Source organism: Clavibacter sp. GW821-FHT01D01, assembly GCF_059422605.1.
Genome location: NZ_JBWKXC010000008.1, coordinates 1 through 15,542, shown reverse-complemented (window position 1 = coordinate 15,542; position 15,542 = coordinate 1). Strand labels below are relative to the sequence as shown.

15 protein-coding genes are annotated in these 15,542 nt (G+C 73.4%); 6 read left to right on the top strand and 9 right to left on the bottom strand.

Annotation, left to right across the window (positions count from 1 at the left end; genetic code table 11):
• The first annotated feature begins 89 nt into the window (after window positions 1-89).
• Window positions 90-1,403 (top strand): nicotinate phosphoribosyltransferase, encoded by a 1,314-nt coding sequence (locus tag AC07VC_RS11425; protein ID WP_494675597.1) that lies wholly within the window; start codon window positions 90-92, stop codon window positions 1,401-1,403.
• Window positions 1,404-1,442: 39 nt separating this feature from the next.
• Here the strand turns inward: AC07VC_RS11425 and AC07VC_RS11420 are convergent, their stop codons facing one another.
• The 3 genes from AC07VC_RS11420 to AC07VC_RS11410 all read right to left on the bottom strand — a co-directional run bounded on the left by AC07VC_RS11420 (window position 1,443) and on the right by AC07VC_RS11410 (window position 4,182).
• Window positions 1,443-1,730: a DUF3039 domain-containing protein gene (locus AC07VC_RS11420; protein ID WP_094115571.1), complete on the bottom strand. Its 288-nt coding sequence runs from the start codon at window positions 1,728-1,730 to the stop codon at window positions 1,443-1,445.
• Between the two features lie 83 nt (window positions 1,731-1,813).
• Complete coding sequence (locus tag AC07VC_RS11415; RefSeq protein WP_494675596.1) at window positions 1,814-3,385, bottom strand: ABC transporter permease; 1,572 nt, start codon at window positions 3,383-3,385, stop codon at window positions 1,814-1,816.
• Window positions 3,361-4,182 (bottom strand): ABC transporter ATP-binding protein, encoded by an 822-nt coding sequence (locus AC07VC_RS11410; RefSeq protein ID WP_494676560.1) that lies wholly within the window; start codon window positions 4,180-4,182, stop codon window positions 3,361-3,363. The genes AC07VC_RS11415 and AC07VC_RS11410 overlap by 25 nt, the downstream gene beginning before the upstream one ends.
• Before the next feature lie 1,266 nt (window positions 4,183-5,448).
• On the opposite strand from AC07VC_RS11410, the gene AC07VC_RS11405 reads away from it, so the two are divergent.
• The 4 genes from AC07VC_RS11405 (at window position 5,449) to AC07VC_RS11390 (ending at window position 8,157) form a co-directional block, all read left to right on the top strand.
• The gene (locus AC07VC_RS11405) at window positions 5,449-6,141 is read left to right on the top strand and encodes a phosphocholine cytidylyltransferase family protein (RefSeq protein ID WP_494675595.1); all 693 of its coding nucleotides are present in this window, start codon (window positions 5,449-5,451) and stop codon (window positions 6,139-6,141) included.
• Between the two features lie 18 nt (window positions 6,142-6,159).
• Window positions 6,160-6,978: an ABC transporter permease gene (locus AC07VC_RS11400; protein WP_494675594.1), complete on the top strand. Its 819-nt coding sequence runs from the start codon at window positions 6,160-6,162 to the stop codon at window positions 6,976-6,978.
• Window positions 6,978-7,769 (top strand): ABC transporter ATP-binding protein, encoded by a 792-nt coding sequence (locus AC07VC_RS11395; RefSeq protein ID WP_317230028.1) that lies wholly within the window; start codon window positions 6,978-6,980, stop codon window positions 7,767-7,769. Before AC07VC_RS11400 ends, AC07VC_RS11395 begins: the two co-directional genes overlap by 1 nt.
• Window positions 7,770-7,845: 76 nt before the next feature.
• Window positions 7,846-8,157: a hypothetical protein gene (locus AC07VC_RS11390; RefSeq protein ID WP_494675593.1), complete on the top strand. Its 312-nt coding sequence runs from the start codon at window positions 7,846-7,848 to the stop codon at window positions 8,155-8,157.
• Here the strand turns inward: AC07VC_RS11390 and AC07VC_RS11385 are convergent.
• The gene (locus tag AC07VC_RS11385) at window positions 8,147-8,470 is read right to left on the bottom strand and encodes a helix-turn-helix domain-containing protein (protein WP_317230030.1); all 324 of its coding nucleotides are present in this window, start codon (window positions 8,468-8,470) and stop codon (window positions 8,147-8,149) included. The genes AC07VC_RS11390 and AC07VC_RS11385 overlap by 11 nt on opposite strands.
• A 153-nt stretch (window positions 8,471-8,623) precedes the next feature.
• Here AC07VC_RS11385 and AC07VC_RS11380 point away from each other — a divergent pair, with 153 nt between their 5' ends.
• Entirely contained in the window at window positions 8,624-9,373 is a 750-nt protein-coding gene (locus AC07VC_RS11380; protein ID WP_494675592.1) for a hypothetical protein, read from the top strand.
• Window positions 9,374-9,438: 65 nt separating this feature from the next.
• Here the strand turns inward: AC07VC_RS11380 and AC07VC_RS11375 are convergent, their stop codons facing one another.
• The 5 genes from AC07VC_RS11375 to AC07VC_RS11355 all read right to left on the bottom strand — a co-directional run bounded on the left by AC07VC_RS11375 (window position 9,439) and on the right by AC07VC_RS11355 (window position 15,235).
• Window positions 9,439-10,722 (bottom strand): CDP-glycerol glycerophosphotransferase family protein, encoded by a 1,284-nt coding sequence (locus AC07VC_RS11375; RefSeq protein WP_317230032.1) that lies wholly within the window; start codon window positions 10,720-10,722, stop codon window positions 9,439-9,441.
• A gap of 97 nt (window positions 10,723-10,819) precedes the next feature.
• Window positions 10,820-11,695, bottom strand: coding sequence for a glycosyltransferase family 2 protein (locus AC07VC_RS11370; protein WP_494675591.1), 876 nt, complete (start codon window positions 11,693-11,695; stop codon window positions 10,820-10,822).
• Window positions 11,692-12,513, bottom strand: a complete 822-nt coding sequence (locus AC07VC_RS11365) for a CDP-alcohol phosphatidyltransferase family protein (RefSeq protein WP_494675590.1) — start codon at window positions 12,511-12,513, stop codon at window positions 11,692-11,694. The genes AC07VC_RS11370 and AC07VC_RS11365 overlap by 4 nt, the downstream gene beginning before the upstream one ends.
• On the bottom strand, window positions 12,510-13,583 hold the full coding sequence (locus tag AC07VC_RS11360; protein ID WP_317230035.1) for a glycosyltransferase family 2 protein: 1,074 nt from the start codon (window positions 13,581-13,583) through the stop codon (window positions 12,510-12,512). Before AC07VC_RS11360 ends, AC07VC_RS11365 begins: the two co-directional genes overlap by 4 nt.
• A gap of 140 nt (window positions 13,584-13,723) precedes the next feature.
• Window positions 13,724-15,235: a S1C family serine protease gene (locus tag AC07VC_RS11355; protein ID WP_494675589.1), complete on the bottom strand. Its 1,512-nt coding sequence runs from the start codon at window positions 15,233-15,235 to the stop codon at window positions 13,724-13,726.
• Between the last annotated feature and the right edge of the window lie 307 nt (window positions 15,236-15,542).

The window sequence follows — 15,542 nt, the reverse complement described above, 5'->3', positions numbered from 1 at the left end:
TGCGACCCTAGGCGGGACCTCCGTCACGCGTCCGGGGCGTGCGCCAGGCGGATCGGGCCGGCCGACGAGCGCCGCCCTAGGCTGGACGCGTGCACCAGGCGACCTCCCTCCTCACCGACCGCTACGAGCTCACCATGCTGGACGCCGCCTTGAAGGCCGGCACCCACGACCGCGAGTGCGTCTTCGAGTGCTTCGCGCGGCGCCTCCCCACCGGCCGGCGGTTCGGCGTCGTCGCGGGCACGGGACGGCTGCTGGAGCTCATCCGCGACTTCCGCTTCGGCGACGACGAGCTCGAGTACCTGCGGTCCGAGCGCGTCGTGGGCGAGGAGGCCCTCGCCTGGCTCGCCGACTACCGCTTCCGCGGGCGGATCACGGGCTACCGCGAGGGCGAGGTCTACTTCCCGGGCTCTCCGCTGCTCACGATCGAGGCGCCGTTCGCCGACGGGGTCATCCTCGAGACCCTCGTCCTCAGCGTGCTCAACTACGACAGCGCGGTCGCCAGCGCCGCCGCCCGCATGGTGCAGGTCGCCGGCGGGCGCCCCCTCGCCGAGATGGGCTCGCGGCGGACCGGCGAGCGGTCGGCGGTCGCCGCCGCACGCGCCGCGTACGTGGCGGGCTTCAGCGCGACCTCGAACCTCGAGGCGGGTCGCACCTGGGGCGTCCCCACGATGGGGACGGCCGCCCACTCCTTCACCCTGCTGCACGACACGGAGGAGCAGGCCTTCCAGGCGCAGGTCGCGGCGCTCGGCGCGGGGACGACGCTCCTCGTCGACACCTACGACGTCCGCGAGGGCGTGGAGACCGCGGTCCGGGTCGCCGGGACGGGCCTCGGCGCCGTCCGGCTCGACTCCGGCGACCTGCCGGTGCTGGTGGGCGAGGTGCGTGCCCAGCTCGACGCGCTCGGAGCGACGGGCACGCGGATCACCGTCACGAACGACCTCGATGAGCACGGCATCGCCGGCCTGGCCGCGTCCCCGGTGGACTCGTACGGTGTCGGCACGTCGCTCGTGACCGGATCCGGCGCTCCCGCCGCGGGCATGGTGTTCAAGCTGGTCGCCCACCGCGATGCCGGCGGGCAGGGCGAGTGGGTGCCCGTCGCGAAGCGGTCCACCGGGAAGCAGAGCCGCGGGGGGCTCAAGGGGGCGCTGCGGCGGCACGACGCCCAGGGCATCGCGACGGCGGAGCTCGTGACGGTCGGACCGCACCCGGAACCGCTCCCCGGCGACCGCGACCTCCTCGTCACGCTGGCCGAGGACGGGCAGCCCGACGCCCGGTGGATGGGCCGGGCGGGCACGTCCGCGGCGCGCGAGCACCATGCCCGCGTCGTGCACGACCTGCCGGTGCAGGCGTTCCGGCTGCGCGCGGGCGACCCCGCGCTCCCGACGGAGCAGGGCTCCGTCTGAGCCGCATCGCGCAGCCCCGCCGCGGAGCGCAGGAGCCGCCTACTCGTCCTTCATGCGCTCGTAGATGCGCTTGCAGTCGGGGCAGACGGGGAACTTCTCGGGATCGCGGCCGGGCAGCCACTTCTTCCCGCAGAGCGCCTTGACGGGCTTGCCGCTGAGCGCGGACTCGAGGATCTTGTCCTTCTTCACGTAGTGCGAGAAGCGCTCGTGATCGCCGGGCTCGATCGTCTCCTGCTCGAGGAGCTCCTCGAGCTCGCGGTCGAGGGTGTCGGTGCCGCCGCCCTGCGCGGGTCGGCCGGGGTCCTGTTCGATGCTGAGGATGACCATCCGCCCAGTGTACTTTTCCCGTGCGCCGGAACCCGCGGAGCGGGTGGACGCAGCCGATTCCACGGCCCGTCGTGCCCCGCGGGTCAGTGCCGCTGCGCGAAGGCCAGCAGCTCGGGACCCCGGCGCTCGAAGACGCGGCCGCCGCCCGCGACCCCCGCGACGAGCGTCACCAGGCCGATGCCGAGCCCGACGACGAGCGACCACGCCGGGTAGGCGCCTCCGTGCGCGAGGCCCAGTCCGCCGAGCCAGGCGGACGGCAGCGCGAGCACGACGGTGGCGATGAAGGTGAGCGTGGGGACCGTCGAGCCGGCGGCCCCCGACGTCTGCGGCGCGTGGAACGGGCTGTCCCCGGGGCGCGAGGCGGGATACGGGAACCGCGCGGAGAAGAGCGAGGAGAGCCCGACGCCGATGAGCAGGACCCCCGCGCTGACGCCGATCACGGACGGCAGCACGGATGCGTCGCCGAACCCGAGCGCGCTGAGCGGCGCGCCGATCGCGATGAGCGGAACGCCGATGGCGAGGACCGGCACGATGCGCCCGATGCGGTCGGCGACCCCGCGGATGCCGGACACCACGTGCAGCCAGACCGCGGTGTGGTCGTGCGCGGTGTCGTTGTGCACGCTCCAGCCGAGGAACAGCGCCATCACGGGGAGGGGCACCAGCGCGAGCACGTGCGCGTCCACGTCGACGATGACCAGGGGCACGAGGAGCACGAGCGGGAGCACGGGGATCAGCACGAGGGTCGCGCGGTAGCGCGGGTCGCGGATCCAGTACGTGACGCTCCGAGCGGCCACCGCGCCGGTGGGCGAGGCGCCGAACCGGCCGAACCAGCCGAGGCCGGACCGGGCGGGACCGCCGCCCGTGCGGTCCGGCGCGGTGAGCGCCCACGGGACCAGGCGCAGCCAGGCGAGCGCCAGCAGCGCCGCCGACAGGAGGGCGACGAGGAGCATGCCCGCGGCGGGTCCCGCGTCGCCCGCGACCGCGGCCGCCGGTGCGGCCCAGGCCGCGCCGATGGGGGTCCAGGCGAGGATGCCCAGGATCCCGCGGGCGGGTCGGAGCCCGTCGTCGAGGAGGTCGGCCTGCGCGAGCGCGACCACGGCGGGCACCAGCAGCACGGCGACGAGGCCCGCGGCGAGGCCGGTCGCCTCCCGCGCCCGGCGCGTGCTGAGCAGCACGCCGGCGAGCACGGTGGCGATGCGCGCGACGAGCACGCAGGTGACGACGGCGGCCAGGGCGGCGACCACGGCGACGACCCCCGTGACCGGATCCCGGGACCAGGTGACGACGGTGGTCATCGCGACCACGACGAGCACGACCCCCGGCACGGTGGCCAGGGCGGCGACCCCCAGCGCCAGGGCGAGGCGCCGCGGCTCGATGCCGTACGGCGCGAAGCGCCGAGGGTCCATGGCGTCCTCGGATCCGAGGACCAGGGGCACCAGGAGGGCCCCGAGGACGACGAGGGAGCCCCCGGCCACGACCACGTCGCGCGCCGAGTCGACGTCCGCGTCGCGGAGGCCGGCGAGAGCCCCGACCGCGAGCACTGTGACGAGGATCCCGTACACGCCGGCGGCGACGATGCCGAGCACCTGCCATGGGCTGCGGCGGAACGCGTTGGCGAGGAGGGCGAGCCTCAGTCGGAGAACGAGTGCAACCACGAGAACCCCTCCACCGTGCGACGACCGCCGGCCAGCGCCACGAACCGCTCCTCGAGGGAGCGTCCCGCCCGGACCTCGTCCATCGTGCCCGCGGCCAGCACCCGGCCGTTGACGATGATCGCCACGTGGTCGCATATCCGCTGGATGAAGTCCATGCCGTGGCTCGACAGCACGACGGTGCCGCCGTGCGCCACGTAGTCCTGCAGGATCTCGACGACGTTCGCCGCCGAGACGGGGTCGACCGACTCGAACGGCTCGTCGAGCACGAGCATGCGCGGCGAGTGGATCATGGCGCAGGCGAGCGCGACCTTCTTCGCCATGCCGGCGGAGTAGTCGGTGACGAGCCGGCCGACGGCGTCCTCCAGGCCGAAGGCCTCGATGAGGTCGGCCGCGCGGCTGCGGATCTCCGCGTCGTCGAGCCCGCGGAGCGCCCCGGAGTAGTGCAGGAGCTGCGCGCCGGTGAGGCGGTCGAAGAGGCGGAGCCGATCGGGCAGGACGCCGATGCTGCGCTTGGCGGCGAGCGGGTCGCGCCACACGTCGATCCCGTTGACGGTCACGGTGCCGCCGTCGGGACGCAGCAGGCCGGTCACCATCGACATGGTCGTGGTCTTGCCGGCGCCGTTGGGGCCGACGATGCCGTAGAACGACCCGGCGCGCACCGTGAGCGCGATGTCGTCGACGGCGACCTTCTCGTCGAACCTCTTGGTGAGGCCCTGGATGACGAGGACGTCCTCCCCCAGCTCCGGAGCCGCGGCGCGGTCGCCGCGGACGGACGGGGTCAGCGCGGTCTCCCGCACCCCGGGGAGATCGGGACGCGTCGGGCGCGGTGCGGTGAGGCTGTCGGTCCGCACGGTGACCGCGCGGGGCGGCGCGGGCTCGACCTCGGGCTCGGCGTCGACCTCGTCGGCCTCCGGGTCGTCATCGGCGTCGGACTCCGCAGCAGCGGGCTCCGCCGCGGTCGGTCCAGGGGAAGCGGGCTCCGCATCCGCGACGGGCGCCGCATCCGCCTCGTCCTGCGTGCCGTCCTCCGACCCGGCGCTGGTCTCCGTGTCGGATCTGGGATCCACGGCGGGGCGCGACTCCACGTCCTCCCCACGCTCCGGGAGCTCGGCGGCGGCATCGGGGTCGGCGTCAGGGGCGGCGTCGGCGGCCTGGGCGAAGAGCCCCTGCAGCTCGGCGACGCCGTCCTCGGGGGCCTCGTCGGAGCGCTCCGTGCCGACCGGCGCGACGGCCCCGTCAGCGGCGTCCGTGGAGGACCCGGGATCCGGCGCACGGTCATCGGAGCCGACGTCGATCGCGTCCTGGGCGTCAGGAGCGGGAACGCCCGCGTCGGACGCTGCTGCCGAGGCCGCCGCGTCGGCGGCCGGGACCTCCCCGGCGCTCCCCGCCGGCCGCTGCACCCGCGTGCGGCGCCGCACGCGGGGTGGTCGAGACGGCACCGCCGAGGTGGGAGCCGGGTCGCCGTCGCTCGGGTCCGGCCGGGCGGCGGAGGCGATGACGGCTGCGGACTTGGTGCGCGGCGGCGTGGGGGCGACGACCACGGCGGGCGCGGTCCGGGGCGAGGGCGCCGTGGCACGACGCGGCACGCGCTGACCCGGTCGCGGCGCACGCGGGACGGCAGCCGGTGCGACCGCGTCGCGAGCGGAGCCGCGGCCCGCCTCGCCCTCGGCGTCGTCCGACCCGGGGGTGTCCGACGGCGCTCCCTGCGCGGCCCTGCTCCCGGACTCCGCCGGGGCGTCGGACGCGGCGTCGGGCAGGGTCGTCTCGTCGGGCTCGTCGGTCACGGCCCCACGTTACCAAGGCGCCCCTGCCGGGCCGATGCGGACCCCGAGTGTGCCCGGGCAGCCCGCCCAGCGGCGTCCTGCCCGCCGCGCCATCCGGATCCGGACATCACGAAAGGGACACGACCCGCCCCCTTCTACCACCTATTTCCTCACCCGCGGCCTACGATGGAGGAGGCATGACGGAGTGTCGATCAGGAAACCCGCGGGTGAAGTCCCGGCGAACCCTCGACCCCGAGGGATCCCGGTAGCACTCGGCACCCCGCATCGAACGGAGAACACATGACCACGCAGGTAGTCATCCTGGCGGCAGGCATGGGCAGCCGTCTCGGCCGCAGCCTCCCCAAGCCCCTCACCGAGCTGAGCGACGGCCGCACCATCATGGGCCAGCAGTTCGACAACATCCGCTTCGGCCTCGGCGACGACGCCAAGGTCAGCATCGTGGTGGGCTACAAGCTCGACCACATCATCGACGCGTTCCCGGACGCCGACTACATCTACAACGAGCAGTACGACCAGACGAACACGTCGAAGAGCCTGCTCCGCGCCCTCCGGGCGTCCACGCCCGGCGGCGTGCTCTGGATGAACGGCGACGTCGTCTTCGACCCGATGATCCTCCGCCGCGCCGCCGCGATGATCGCGCGCGACCAGTCCTTCGTCACGGTCAACACCTCCCGCGTCTCCGACGAGGAGGTCAAGTACACGACCAGCCCCGAGGGCTACATCCGCGAGCTGTCCAAGACGGTCAAGGGCGGCCTCGGCGAGGCGGTCGGCATCAACTACGTGTCGCGCGCCGACAAGCCGGTCCTCATCCGCCAGCTCGCCCGCGTCGCCGACCAGGACTACTTCGAGCGTGGAATAGAGTTGGCGATCGAGCAGGACTCCCTGCTCGTCGAACCGGTAGACATCTCCGACCTGTACGCGGTCGAGGTCGACTTCGCGGAGGACCTCGAGAGGGCCAACCTCTTCGTCTAGACCGCCTCGGGGATGCTGATGCAGAGGATCCCCGCCGTGCCCGATGCCGCCCGTCCCGGTCGCGCGTCCCGCACCCCCGCGGCGCGCTACCGCCGCTCGCTGTGGCTGCTCACCACCCGCGACCTGAAGGTCCGGTACTCCACGAGCGCGCTCGGCTGGTTCTGGTCGATCCTCGACCCGCTGGTGATGTCGGGGATCTACTGGTTCGTCTTCACGGTCGTGTTCTCCCGCGAGGTCGGCGAGGAGCCGTACATCGTCTTCCTCCTCGCGGCGCTGCTGCCGTGGATGTGGTTCACGGGCGCGACGAGCGACTTCACGAAGGCGTTCAGCTCGCAGGCGAAGCTCGTCCGCTCGACGCGGATCCCGCGCACGATCTGGGTCCTCCGCCTCGTGTTCGCGAAGGGGTTCGAGTTCGTCGCGAGCCTGCCCGTCCTCGCCGTCTTCGCCGTCGTCGCCGGCGCGCGCCTGGACCTGCACGTGCTGCTGTTCCCGCTGGCGGTGCTCATCCAGGCGGCGCTGCTGCTCGGCATCGGCCTCATCGTCTCGCCGCTCGTGGTGTTCTTCCGGGACCTCGAGCGCGCCGTGAAGCTCGTGCTCCGGTTCCTCTTCTACGCCTCCCCCATCGTCTACTCGTCCCGCGACCTGCCCGCGGAGCTCCACCCCTGGGCCGCGCTGAACCCGCTCACGGGGATCTTCGGGATCTACCGCTCCGCGTTCTTCCCCGCCGAGCTCGACTGGTACGCGGTGGGCATGAGCGCGCTCATCTCCGCGGTCCTCCTGGCGATCGGCACCCTCGTGTTCCGCCGCTCCCTCCCCGCCGTGCTGAAGGAGATCTGATGGACGCCGCCACGACGGACGCGCGGGCCGCGTCCCCCGTCATCGCCGTCGAGGACGCCGGGATCCGCTTCCGTCGCAACCGCAAGTCGCGCCGGAGCTTCAAGGACCTGTTCGGCGGCTCCACGAGGCGCGCGCGGCCCGGCGAGTTCTGGGCGCTGCGCCACGTCTCGTTCGAGGTGCACGCGGGCGAGGCAATCGGCGTCGTCGGGCGGAACGGCCAGGGCAAGTCCACGCTGCTGAAGCTCGTGGCGGAGGTGCTCATCGCGGACGAGGGCAGCATCGGCGTGCACGCCGGCGTCGCGCCGCTCATCGAGATCACGGGCGGGTTCGTGAACGACCTCACCGTGCGCGACAACATCTACCTGACGGCCGGGCTGCACGGCATGTCCAAGGCGGAGATCGACGCCCAGTTCGACGAGATCATCGCCTTCGCCGAGATCCCGGACTTCGTGGACACGCCCTACAAGCACCTGTCCAGCGGCATGAAGGTGCGCATCGCCTTCGCGGTCATCTCGCGCCTGGACGAGCCCGTGCTCCTCGTGGACGAGGTCCTCGCCGTCGGGGACCGCTCCTTCCGCGAGAAGTGCTACCACCGGATCGAGGAGATGCTGGCGGAGGGACGCACCCTGTTCTTCGTGTCCCACAACGAGCGGGACCTCCGCCGCTTCTGCACGCGCGGCCTGTACCTCGACAAGGGCGCGCTCGTGCTCGACGGCCCCATCGACGAGGTCGTCGACGCGTACAACGCCGACCTCGACCCCAAGCCCCCGGCCGCGTCGTCCGCGCACTGAGATCCGCTCCTCCCCAGCACCGCTCCTGCACAGGCGCACGAACCCGCCCGTCGCACGCCGCGCCTACCGTGCACGCATGCTGCGACCCGTCCCGCCCCTGCCCCTCCGCCCGGATCCCGAGCCCGCCTACCGCGTGCCCTGGCTCTTCGACCGCACCCTCGAGCGACCCCGGTTCGCGCTCGTCAACGTCGGCGACGAGGTGCTGCACGCCATCTCGCTGCACCTGCTCGGGTCGGGCACGATGCTCTCGCGGGCTCCCGTCACCGTCCGGCCGGGCGAGCGCCTGTCGACGACCATCCGCGGCGAAGACCTGGCGCTCGACACGGTCCTCGTGGTCCGCTGGTTCCGCCCGGACGGCGGTGAGTACCTGTGGCGGGTCAGCTTCTGACGGGCGCGTCGCCGCGGCGGTCGCGCTCCCGCTCCAGGCGGATGACATCGGCGGGCGAGTCGCCATCGTCCTGCGGCAGCATGTCCGCCGTCAACCCGGTCACGAGGATCCCGGCGTCCACGTCGAGGCCGCTCGCGATCTTGACGATGTTGCGCAGGCTCGGGTTGCGCTGGCCGCGCTCGATCTTGCCGAGCGCCGTCCAGTGGATGCCCGAGAGCTCGGCGAGCGTCTCCTGGCTGATGCCGATGCGCTGTCGCTGCTCACGGACGCGCGAACCGAACTCGGCGGCGGCGTCGGATACGGGGATGACCATGGCACATGCTTATGCGCCACATGAAGGAATGACCAGAGCGGTCGTGCCCCGACCGTCCGTGCCCGTTCCGTAGCGGACAAGCTCGGTGTCCCCGGACGATCCGCCGGACGACGAGGGGACGAAGCGCCCAGGGGCCGCGCGTAGGCTCGGAGCATGAACGACGCTCCCGAGCTCGACCCGTCCGTGGCCACCGGCATCGATCGTCTCCTGTCCGTGCAGCGGCCCGTCGTGCTCGCCCACATCCGGTCCATCCGCGCCCGGCACCCGGAGGCGTCGCCGGACCGCATCATCGCCATCCTGGAGAAGCGGTTCCTCGCCGCGGTGACCGCCGGCGGTGCCGCGGTCGGCGCCAGCGCGGTCATCCCGGGCGTCGGCACGGGCGTGTCCCTGGCCCTCACGGGCGTCGAGACGGCCGGCTTCCTCGAGGCGAGCGCCCTCTTCGCGCAGTCCATCACGGAGGTCCACGGCATCTCGGTGGAGGATCCCGCCCGCGCCCGCGCGCTCGTCATGACGATGATGCTGGGGGCACCGGGCGCCCAGGTCATCCAGCAGTTCACGGGGCAGTTCTCCGGCCAGCCCGTGGACCGCAACGCCAACTGGGGTCGGGCCATCACCTCGGGCCTCCCCTCCTTCGCCATCGGGCCGATCGCCGACCGCATCAAGCGGGCCTTCATCAAGCGCTTCGTCGTCAACCAGAGCGCGAGCGCCATCGGGCGGGCGGTGCCGTTCGGCATCGGCGCGGTCATCGGCGGTGCCGGCAACCGGATGCTCGGCGGCAAGATCGTCGCCAGCTCCCGCCAGGCGTTCGGGCCGGCTCCGGCCGTGTTCCCCGACGAGCTCGGGGTGCCGGAGCGGAAGCCCCGCGTCATCCGCGTCGCCGAGAAGAAGGCCGCCAAGGGCTGATCCGCCCGTCGGCGCCCGTCACCCCGTGCCCGTCGACCGCGTCGGCGACGCGACCCGGCGTCGCGTCAGGCTTCCTCGTCCTCGTCGTCGACCTGCTCGTCGCCGGGATCCGTCGTCGCGTCGCGGAGGTGCAGGGCGGCGTGACGGTCCCACTCCCCCATGAGGTGCTCGATGGCCTGGTGGAACCGGGCCGTCGCCGCTCCCGGGGCCGTGTCGCCGAAGTAGTGCCGCACCCAGGCCGCCAGCCGGCGGTCGGCCGCCGCGTCGTGCTGCAGCGCGTCCAGCCGGGCCACGATGCCGCGGGCGTCGTCCGCCGTCAGCCACTCGCAGTCGGAGAGGTAGCCGTCGGTGTCGATCTGCGCCTCGGGCCGCACGGGCCGCGTGACCATGAGCGGCCGGCCGGCAGCCAGGCGGTCGTAGACCATCGCCGAGATGTCGACGATCGCGAGGTCCGCGGCGGACAGCTGCCATGCGAGCTCGCGCGACCGGTCCACGACGTGCTGCGCCGCCGGGTCCTCGACGTTCGCGCGCTCCAGCATCGCCGCGATCTCGCGGTTCGCGCGCGCGTACTCGGGGTCGACGACGCCGGATCGCGGGTGCGGGCGGTAGACGACGCGGTGGCGGCCCGTCGCGATCAGGTCGCGGACCAGGGGCACGCCGTGGGAGGCGATGGATCCGTAGGCAGCCGCGGGCCGATCGCCCTCCCAGGTGGGCGCGTACAGCACGACGGTGCGGTCGTCCGGGGTGTACGGGAGCTCGCCCGAGTAGTGATCCGCCTGCGGACGGCCGATGGGGATGGCCCGGCGGTCGAGGTCGTAGTCCCACAGGACCTTGCCGAGCCGGGCGCGGGCGGCGTCCCCGGCGATGAGGCTGTAGTCGTAGGCCTTGAACTGGTTCGTGGTCATGTACATCTTGTCGGACTCGCCGTGGTTGACGAAGACGTGCCAGCGACGGCCGTAGCGCATCATCTGGAAGTTGCGGGTGTTCTGGTTGACGTAGAGGACGATCCGGATGTCCTGCTCCGCGATGACGCGCTCGAGGTCCGCGACGCGGCGCACGTACTCGACCGGCAGCGGGCTCTCGTCGAGCAGGGCGTTCGCGCCGCTGGGGTGCCGGCTGAGGATGACGACCGGGTGCGTCCGGGCCAGCTCGAGGAGCGGGCGGTACCACTGGCGGATCTGGTACATGTTCACCGCCGAGTCGGCGAAGTACACCGCGATGCGGTACTCGCCGGTCGGCGACGGGGCGCGGAGGGCGAGCTTGCGCTGCAGGGCCCCCCGCGCACGGCGCTGATGGACCAGCGAGCGGACAGCGCGCACGGCGAGGCGCGCATCGTTCAGGAGACCCATGCATCCACCGTAGCCAGCGCTCGGGGCCGGTCCGGACGAGCCCCGGCCGGGGGCGCGGAACGGTGTGCGATCGTGACCGGGGCGTCGCGCATCACGATCAGATGACGGGCGGCCTGCCCGCTCGCGTCATGCGGAGTACGGTGCCCCACGACATCGGACGACGCGGGCCGGGGGACGTGGTCCACCCCTCCCGCCAGCCGCGCAGCCAGGTGCCGAGGCCTTCGCGGCCACGCATGCTGCGGAGGAGCTGCACCGCGGTCCACGACCCGACGTACACGGGCACGAGCGGGAGCGGGAGGTTCCGGCGCGCGAGCCACACCCGGTTGCGGGCGTTGAGCCGGTGGTACTCCGCGTGGCGCGTGGGAGCGACGGCGGGGTGGTGCGCCACCAGGTCGCCGGCGTACCAGGCGCGCATCCCCTGGTCCCAGACCCGCCACGCCAGCTCGATCCCCTCATGGGCGTAGAAGAACGCGCCCGCCCATCCCCCTGCGGCCTCGAAGGCGTCGCGGCGCACGACGACCGCCCCCTCGAGGACCGACATGACCGCGCTGGAGCGGGCGGGATCCCCCTTGCGGATGCGCGGGATCCACCGCCGCGGCGTGGCGGCGCCCGTCGGGTCGACGATGCGCGGCTGGATGAGCGCGACGTCCGGCATGCGCGCCATGAGCGCCCGGCAGTCCGTGAGGAAGGTCGCGCTGGGCACCGTCTCGTCGTCGTCGAGGAAGAACAGGGTCTCCCCCGACACCTCGGGGACGCCCGCATTGCGACCGGCGGGGATGCCGAGGTTCACGGGCAGGTGCAGGCCGCGGACGCCGTCGGGCAGGCCGACCGGGTCCCAGCCGTTGCCGACCACGACCACGTCAGTGAGGACGTCCCGCTGCCGGAGCACCGACGCGAGGGAGGCGGCCAGCCCCTCGGGCCGACGGCCCTGGCTCAGGATGACGACGCCGACGCGCGGCAGCGGCGACCTCACGCGGAGGTCAGCCGACGCGACGTGACGATCATGACGAAGTGCCCGACGAGGGCGAGCACGGCGAGCGGCACGAGCGCGACGAGCAGGACCCGGTCGGTCGCCGGCTGTCCCGCCACGAGGCCCACGAGCGCGACGACGAACACGACGATGGTCAGCTCGACCGAGTGGAACATCCGGTGGAAGGGCAGGAACCGCACGGCCCTGCGCGCGACCGCGATGAGGGAGTGCTGCGACGCGACCGTCCCGGCCCCGACGGGCGCCTTCGGCAGGTCGGCGGACGCGCGGGCGACGCGCACCATGTCGTTCAGCGCCTTGTTCAGCACGATGACGAGGGCGAGGGCGAACGCGAGCGTCGTCCACGGGAGGTCGCCGGGCGCCTCGAAGGGGTACGCGGCAGCGCGGATGCCCAGAGCCAGCGCGATGAGCGTCTCCGTCGAGTAGTGCCCCACCGCATCGAGGAAGTGGCCGACCGGCGAGGAGGTGCGCCGCCAGCGCGCCACCTCCCCGTCGCAGCAGTCCACCAGCATCTGCAGCTGTCCGAGGACGAGCGCGAGGGCGGCACCCGCGATGCCCGGGATGAGCAGCGCCGCGGCGGCGGCCCAGCCCGTGAGGATCATGACGACGGTGACCCCGTTGGCGCTGATGGGCGTCCGCAGCAGGAGCCAGGTGACGTAGGGCGAGAGGTCGCGGAGGTAGAGGTGGGCCGTCCAGTGCTCGGCATTGGCGCGGAGGCGCACCTCGGGGGGCTGGGTCACGCGCCGCAGCTCCGCGATGGAGGAGGGCAGGCCGCGGTCGCCGGTGCCGGGAGCGGCGCTCATCGGCCCGTGTGCCCGTCGAGGTCGTCGGTGAGCTCGAGGAAGCCGAGCACGAAGCCGGTCCCCCAGCTGAAGTGGATGGACGGGAGCACCGCGGCGAACCGCAGCATCGTGGCCGCGCCGTCCCGCGAGGCCACGGTGACAGTGCTCACCAGCACGAAGCCGGCGTAGACGCCCGGGACCACGAAGGCGGCGACCAGGCGCCGCAGGCCCGGCACCCCGATGGCCGGACCCACCAGGCCCGCGACGCCGAGGACGAGACCGGCCGCGACGCCGGCGACCGCGACGGGCGGCACGAAGTAGCGCACGGAGTTCTGCCGCGTGTACCGGCGGGCGAGCTCCCCGCGCCACAGTCCGGTCGCGAAGAACTGGCGGATGAGCGACCGGAACGTCGAGCGGGGGCGGTAGGTGACCTTCATGCGCGGCGTGAACCAGACGAGGCCGCCGCTCTGCCGGATCCTGCGGTTGAGCTCCCAGTCCTGACCGCGGCGGACGCCCTCGTCGAAGAGCCCCACCTCCACCAGCCGCTCGCGCCGGAACGCGCCGAGGTACGCCGTCTCGGCGGGACCCTCCTTGCCGCCGACGTGGTGCGCGGTGCCGCCGAGGCCGACGCGGGCGCCGTACGCACGGGCGACCGCCTTCTCGAACGGCGTCCGGCCCTCGGCCGACATGAGGCCGCCCACGTTGTCGGCGCCGGTCGCCTGCAGGGTCTCCACCGCGATGCGGGTGTAGTCGCGCGGGAGCAGCGAGTGCGCGTCGACGCGGATGACCACGGGGTTGCGCGTCGCGCGGATGGCCGCGTTGAGGCCGCCGGGGGTGGAGCCCGTGGGGTTGTCGACGCTCGTGATGCGCGAGTCCGCGCGCGCCATCTCCCGGACCACCTCGGTCGTGCCGTCGGTGCTCGGCCCGAGCGCCAGGACGACCTCGAACTCGCCGGCGTAGTCCTGCCGCATCATGCTGTCGACGGCCGCCCGGACGTGGTCCACCTCATTGAGGATCGGCATGACGTACGAGACGGCGGGCAGGTCGCCGGGGCTGCCGGCGACGGGGTCTCGTCGCGGGTGGTGCGCCATCTGAGCCGATCTCTTGGAGGAGGTGCGGCCGGGGCCGTCGGGGCCGAGCCTCGCAGCACATTACCAGCCCGCCCGTCCGCCCTGGACGCGGACGAGGGGCGGACCGGTGCTCACCGATCCGCCCCTCCCCGGGTCACGAGCTACTGCTGCAGCGTGCCGAGCGTGATGTCGACCTGCTGCGTCTGGCCGCCGCGGATCAGGGTCAGCTGGGCATCGCTGCCGCCGGCCAGCGCCCGGACCTGCGCCGTGAGGTCGCTGGCCTTGCTGATCGGGATGCCGTCGAAGGCCGTCACGATGTCGCCGCTCCGCAGTCCGGCGGCGGCCGCGGCCCCTCCGCTCTGGACCTCGACGATGAACGCGCCGCCGACCGGGGTCGTGTTGTCGGCGGCGGCCGCGTCGCGGGCGCTCGCGCCGAGCAGCCCGTGCGACGCGCTGCCGCCGGCGATGATCTCCTTGCCGACCCGCTGGGCGAGGTTCGACGGGATGGCGAACCCGACGCCGATGCTGCCCGCGGTCGAGCTCGTCCCGCCCGCGTTGGCGATGGCGACGTTGATGCCCATGAGCCGGCCGTCGCGGTCGAGGAGCGCGCCGCCCGAGTTCCCGGGGTTGATGGCCGCGTCGGTCTGGATGACCGGGAGGCTGATGGTGGCCGCCGCCTGGGGCTGGCCGCCCGTGCCGCCCTGGCCATCGTTGCCGAACGGCCAGAAGTTGAACGGCGTCTCCTCGCTCTGGCTGCCGTCGCCCGGAGTCTCGGGAGCCGCGGACGAGGCGACCTGGATGCTCCGGTCGAGGGCGCTGACGATGCCGTCGGTCACCGTCCCGGACAGACCGAGGGGCGCGCCGATGGCGATGGCGTCGTCGCCGACGTTGAGCTTCGAGGAGTCGGCGAACTCGATGGGCGTGAGGCCGCTCGCCCCGTCCATCTTGATGACGGCGAGGTCCACGACGGGATCCGTGCCGACGAGCTGCGCCGTGTACAGGGCCCCGTCCGCGGTCTTGACCTGGATGGTCGGGTCGCCGGTCTGGCCGTCGAGCGTCACCACGTGCGTGTTGGTGAGGATGTAGCCGTCGCTGGAGAGCACCACGCCCGATCCGGTGCCGCCGCCCTGGGCGCCGGCGACGCTGATGGTGACGACCGAGCCGGACGCCTGCGCGGCGACGGCGGTGATCGGCGTCGCGTCAGCCGGGTCGTTGACCGTGATGTTGGCGGGAGCCTGGCTGGCCGCCTCCGTCGAGCCGTCCTCGTGCGCCACGGCCCAGACGGACAGGCCGCCCGCGGCTCCCCCGATGAGGGCGCCGACGGCGAGCATGGCGACGAGCGGCAGGGCCTTGTTCGCCTTCTTGCGCGGAGGCGTCGTGGTCGTGTCGGCGGCGAGTCCGTCGCCGGCGGCCGCGGTCCCCGCGACGGGGACCGTGGCGGTAGCGGCATGACGTTCCCCGTCGGGACCGGTGCCGTAGGCGAGGGTGTCGCGCTGGTCGGCGGGGGTGGGTGCGGGGTGGGCGCTCGCGGCCGGGCCGGCGGGCGCGGGCCAGGACGACCCGTCGCCGGTCGGTTCCGAGGAGCGCGACGATGCCGGGCCCGTGGCGTCGGTGCGGCCGGGGACCTCGCGGTCGCCCTCGTGCTCGTCTGCGCCGTGGCTTCTGTCGGTCATCGGTGGTGCTCCTCTCAGGTCGTGCCAGCTTCCAGGGCGAGTCTGGGCGTTCCCTATGGCTGCCCTGACAGCGCGCCGTCCGGGGGCTGCCGCGTCCCGACGGACGGCGGGAGCGTCGACGTGGCTGCTCGCCTGCTGCGTCGAGCGTACGCGCGAGGACGCGCACGAGCCGTCGCGAGGCGGTTCGCGGCGGTCGGGTCGCCGGGGACCCGGCCGCGCCTCAGCATCCGGGTCCGGCGTGGCGGGTCCCGCACGGCCCGGGCACCAGGACCGTGGACCCCTGCAGGACATGGATCGTCACCGGCCC

Coding starts and splice junctions, on each gene's coding strand:
- AC07VC_RS11420 (WP_094115571.1), bottom strand. CDS start 1,730: ATGGTCATCCTCAGCATCGAACAGGACCCCGGCCGACCCGCGCAGGGC.
- AC07VC_RS11405 (WP_494675595.1), top strand. CDS start 5,449: ATGACCACGCAGGTAGTCATCCTGGCGGCAGGCATGGGCAGCCGTCTC.
- AC07VC_RS11400 (WP_494675594.1), top strand. CDS start 6,160: ATGCAGAGGATCCCCGCCGTGCCCGATGCCGCCCGTCCCGGTCGCGCG.
- AC07VC_RS11395 (WP_317230028.1), top strand. CDS start 6,978: ATGGACGCCGCCACGACGGACGCGCGGGCCGCGTCCCCCGTCATCGCC.
- AC07VC_RS11390 (WP_494675593.1), top strand. CDS start 7,846: ATGCTGCGACCCGTCCCGCCCCTGCCCCTCCGCCCGGATCCCGAGCCC.
- AC07VC_RS11385 (WP_317230030.1), bottom strand. CDS start 8,470: ATGGTCATCCCCGTATCCGACGCCGCCGCCGAGTTCGGTTCGCGCGTC.
- AC07VC_RS11380 (WP_494675592.1), top strand. CDS start 8,624: ATGAACGACGCTCCCGAGCTCGACCCGTCCGTGGCCACCGGCATCGAT.
- AC07VC_RS11375 (WP_317230032.1), bottom strand. CDS start 10,722: ATGGGTCTCCTGAACGATGCGCGCCTCGCCGTGCGCGCTGTCCGCTCG.
- AC07VC_RS11365 (WP_494675590.1), bottom strand. CDS start 12,513: ATGAGCGCCGCTCCCGGCACCGGCGACCGCGGCCTGCCCTCCTCCATC.
- AC07VC_RS11360 (WP_317230035.1), bottom strand. CDS start 13,583: ATGGCGCACCACCCGCGACGAGACCCCGTCGCCGGCAGCCCCGGCGAC.
- AC07VC_RS11355 (WP_494675589.1), bottom strand. CDS start 15,235: ATGACCGACAGAAGCCACGGCGCAGACGAGCACGAGGGCGACCGCGAG.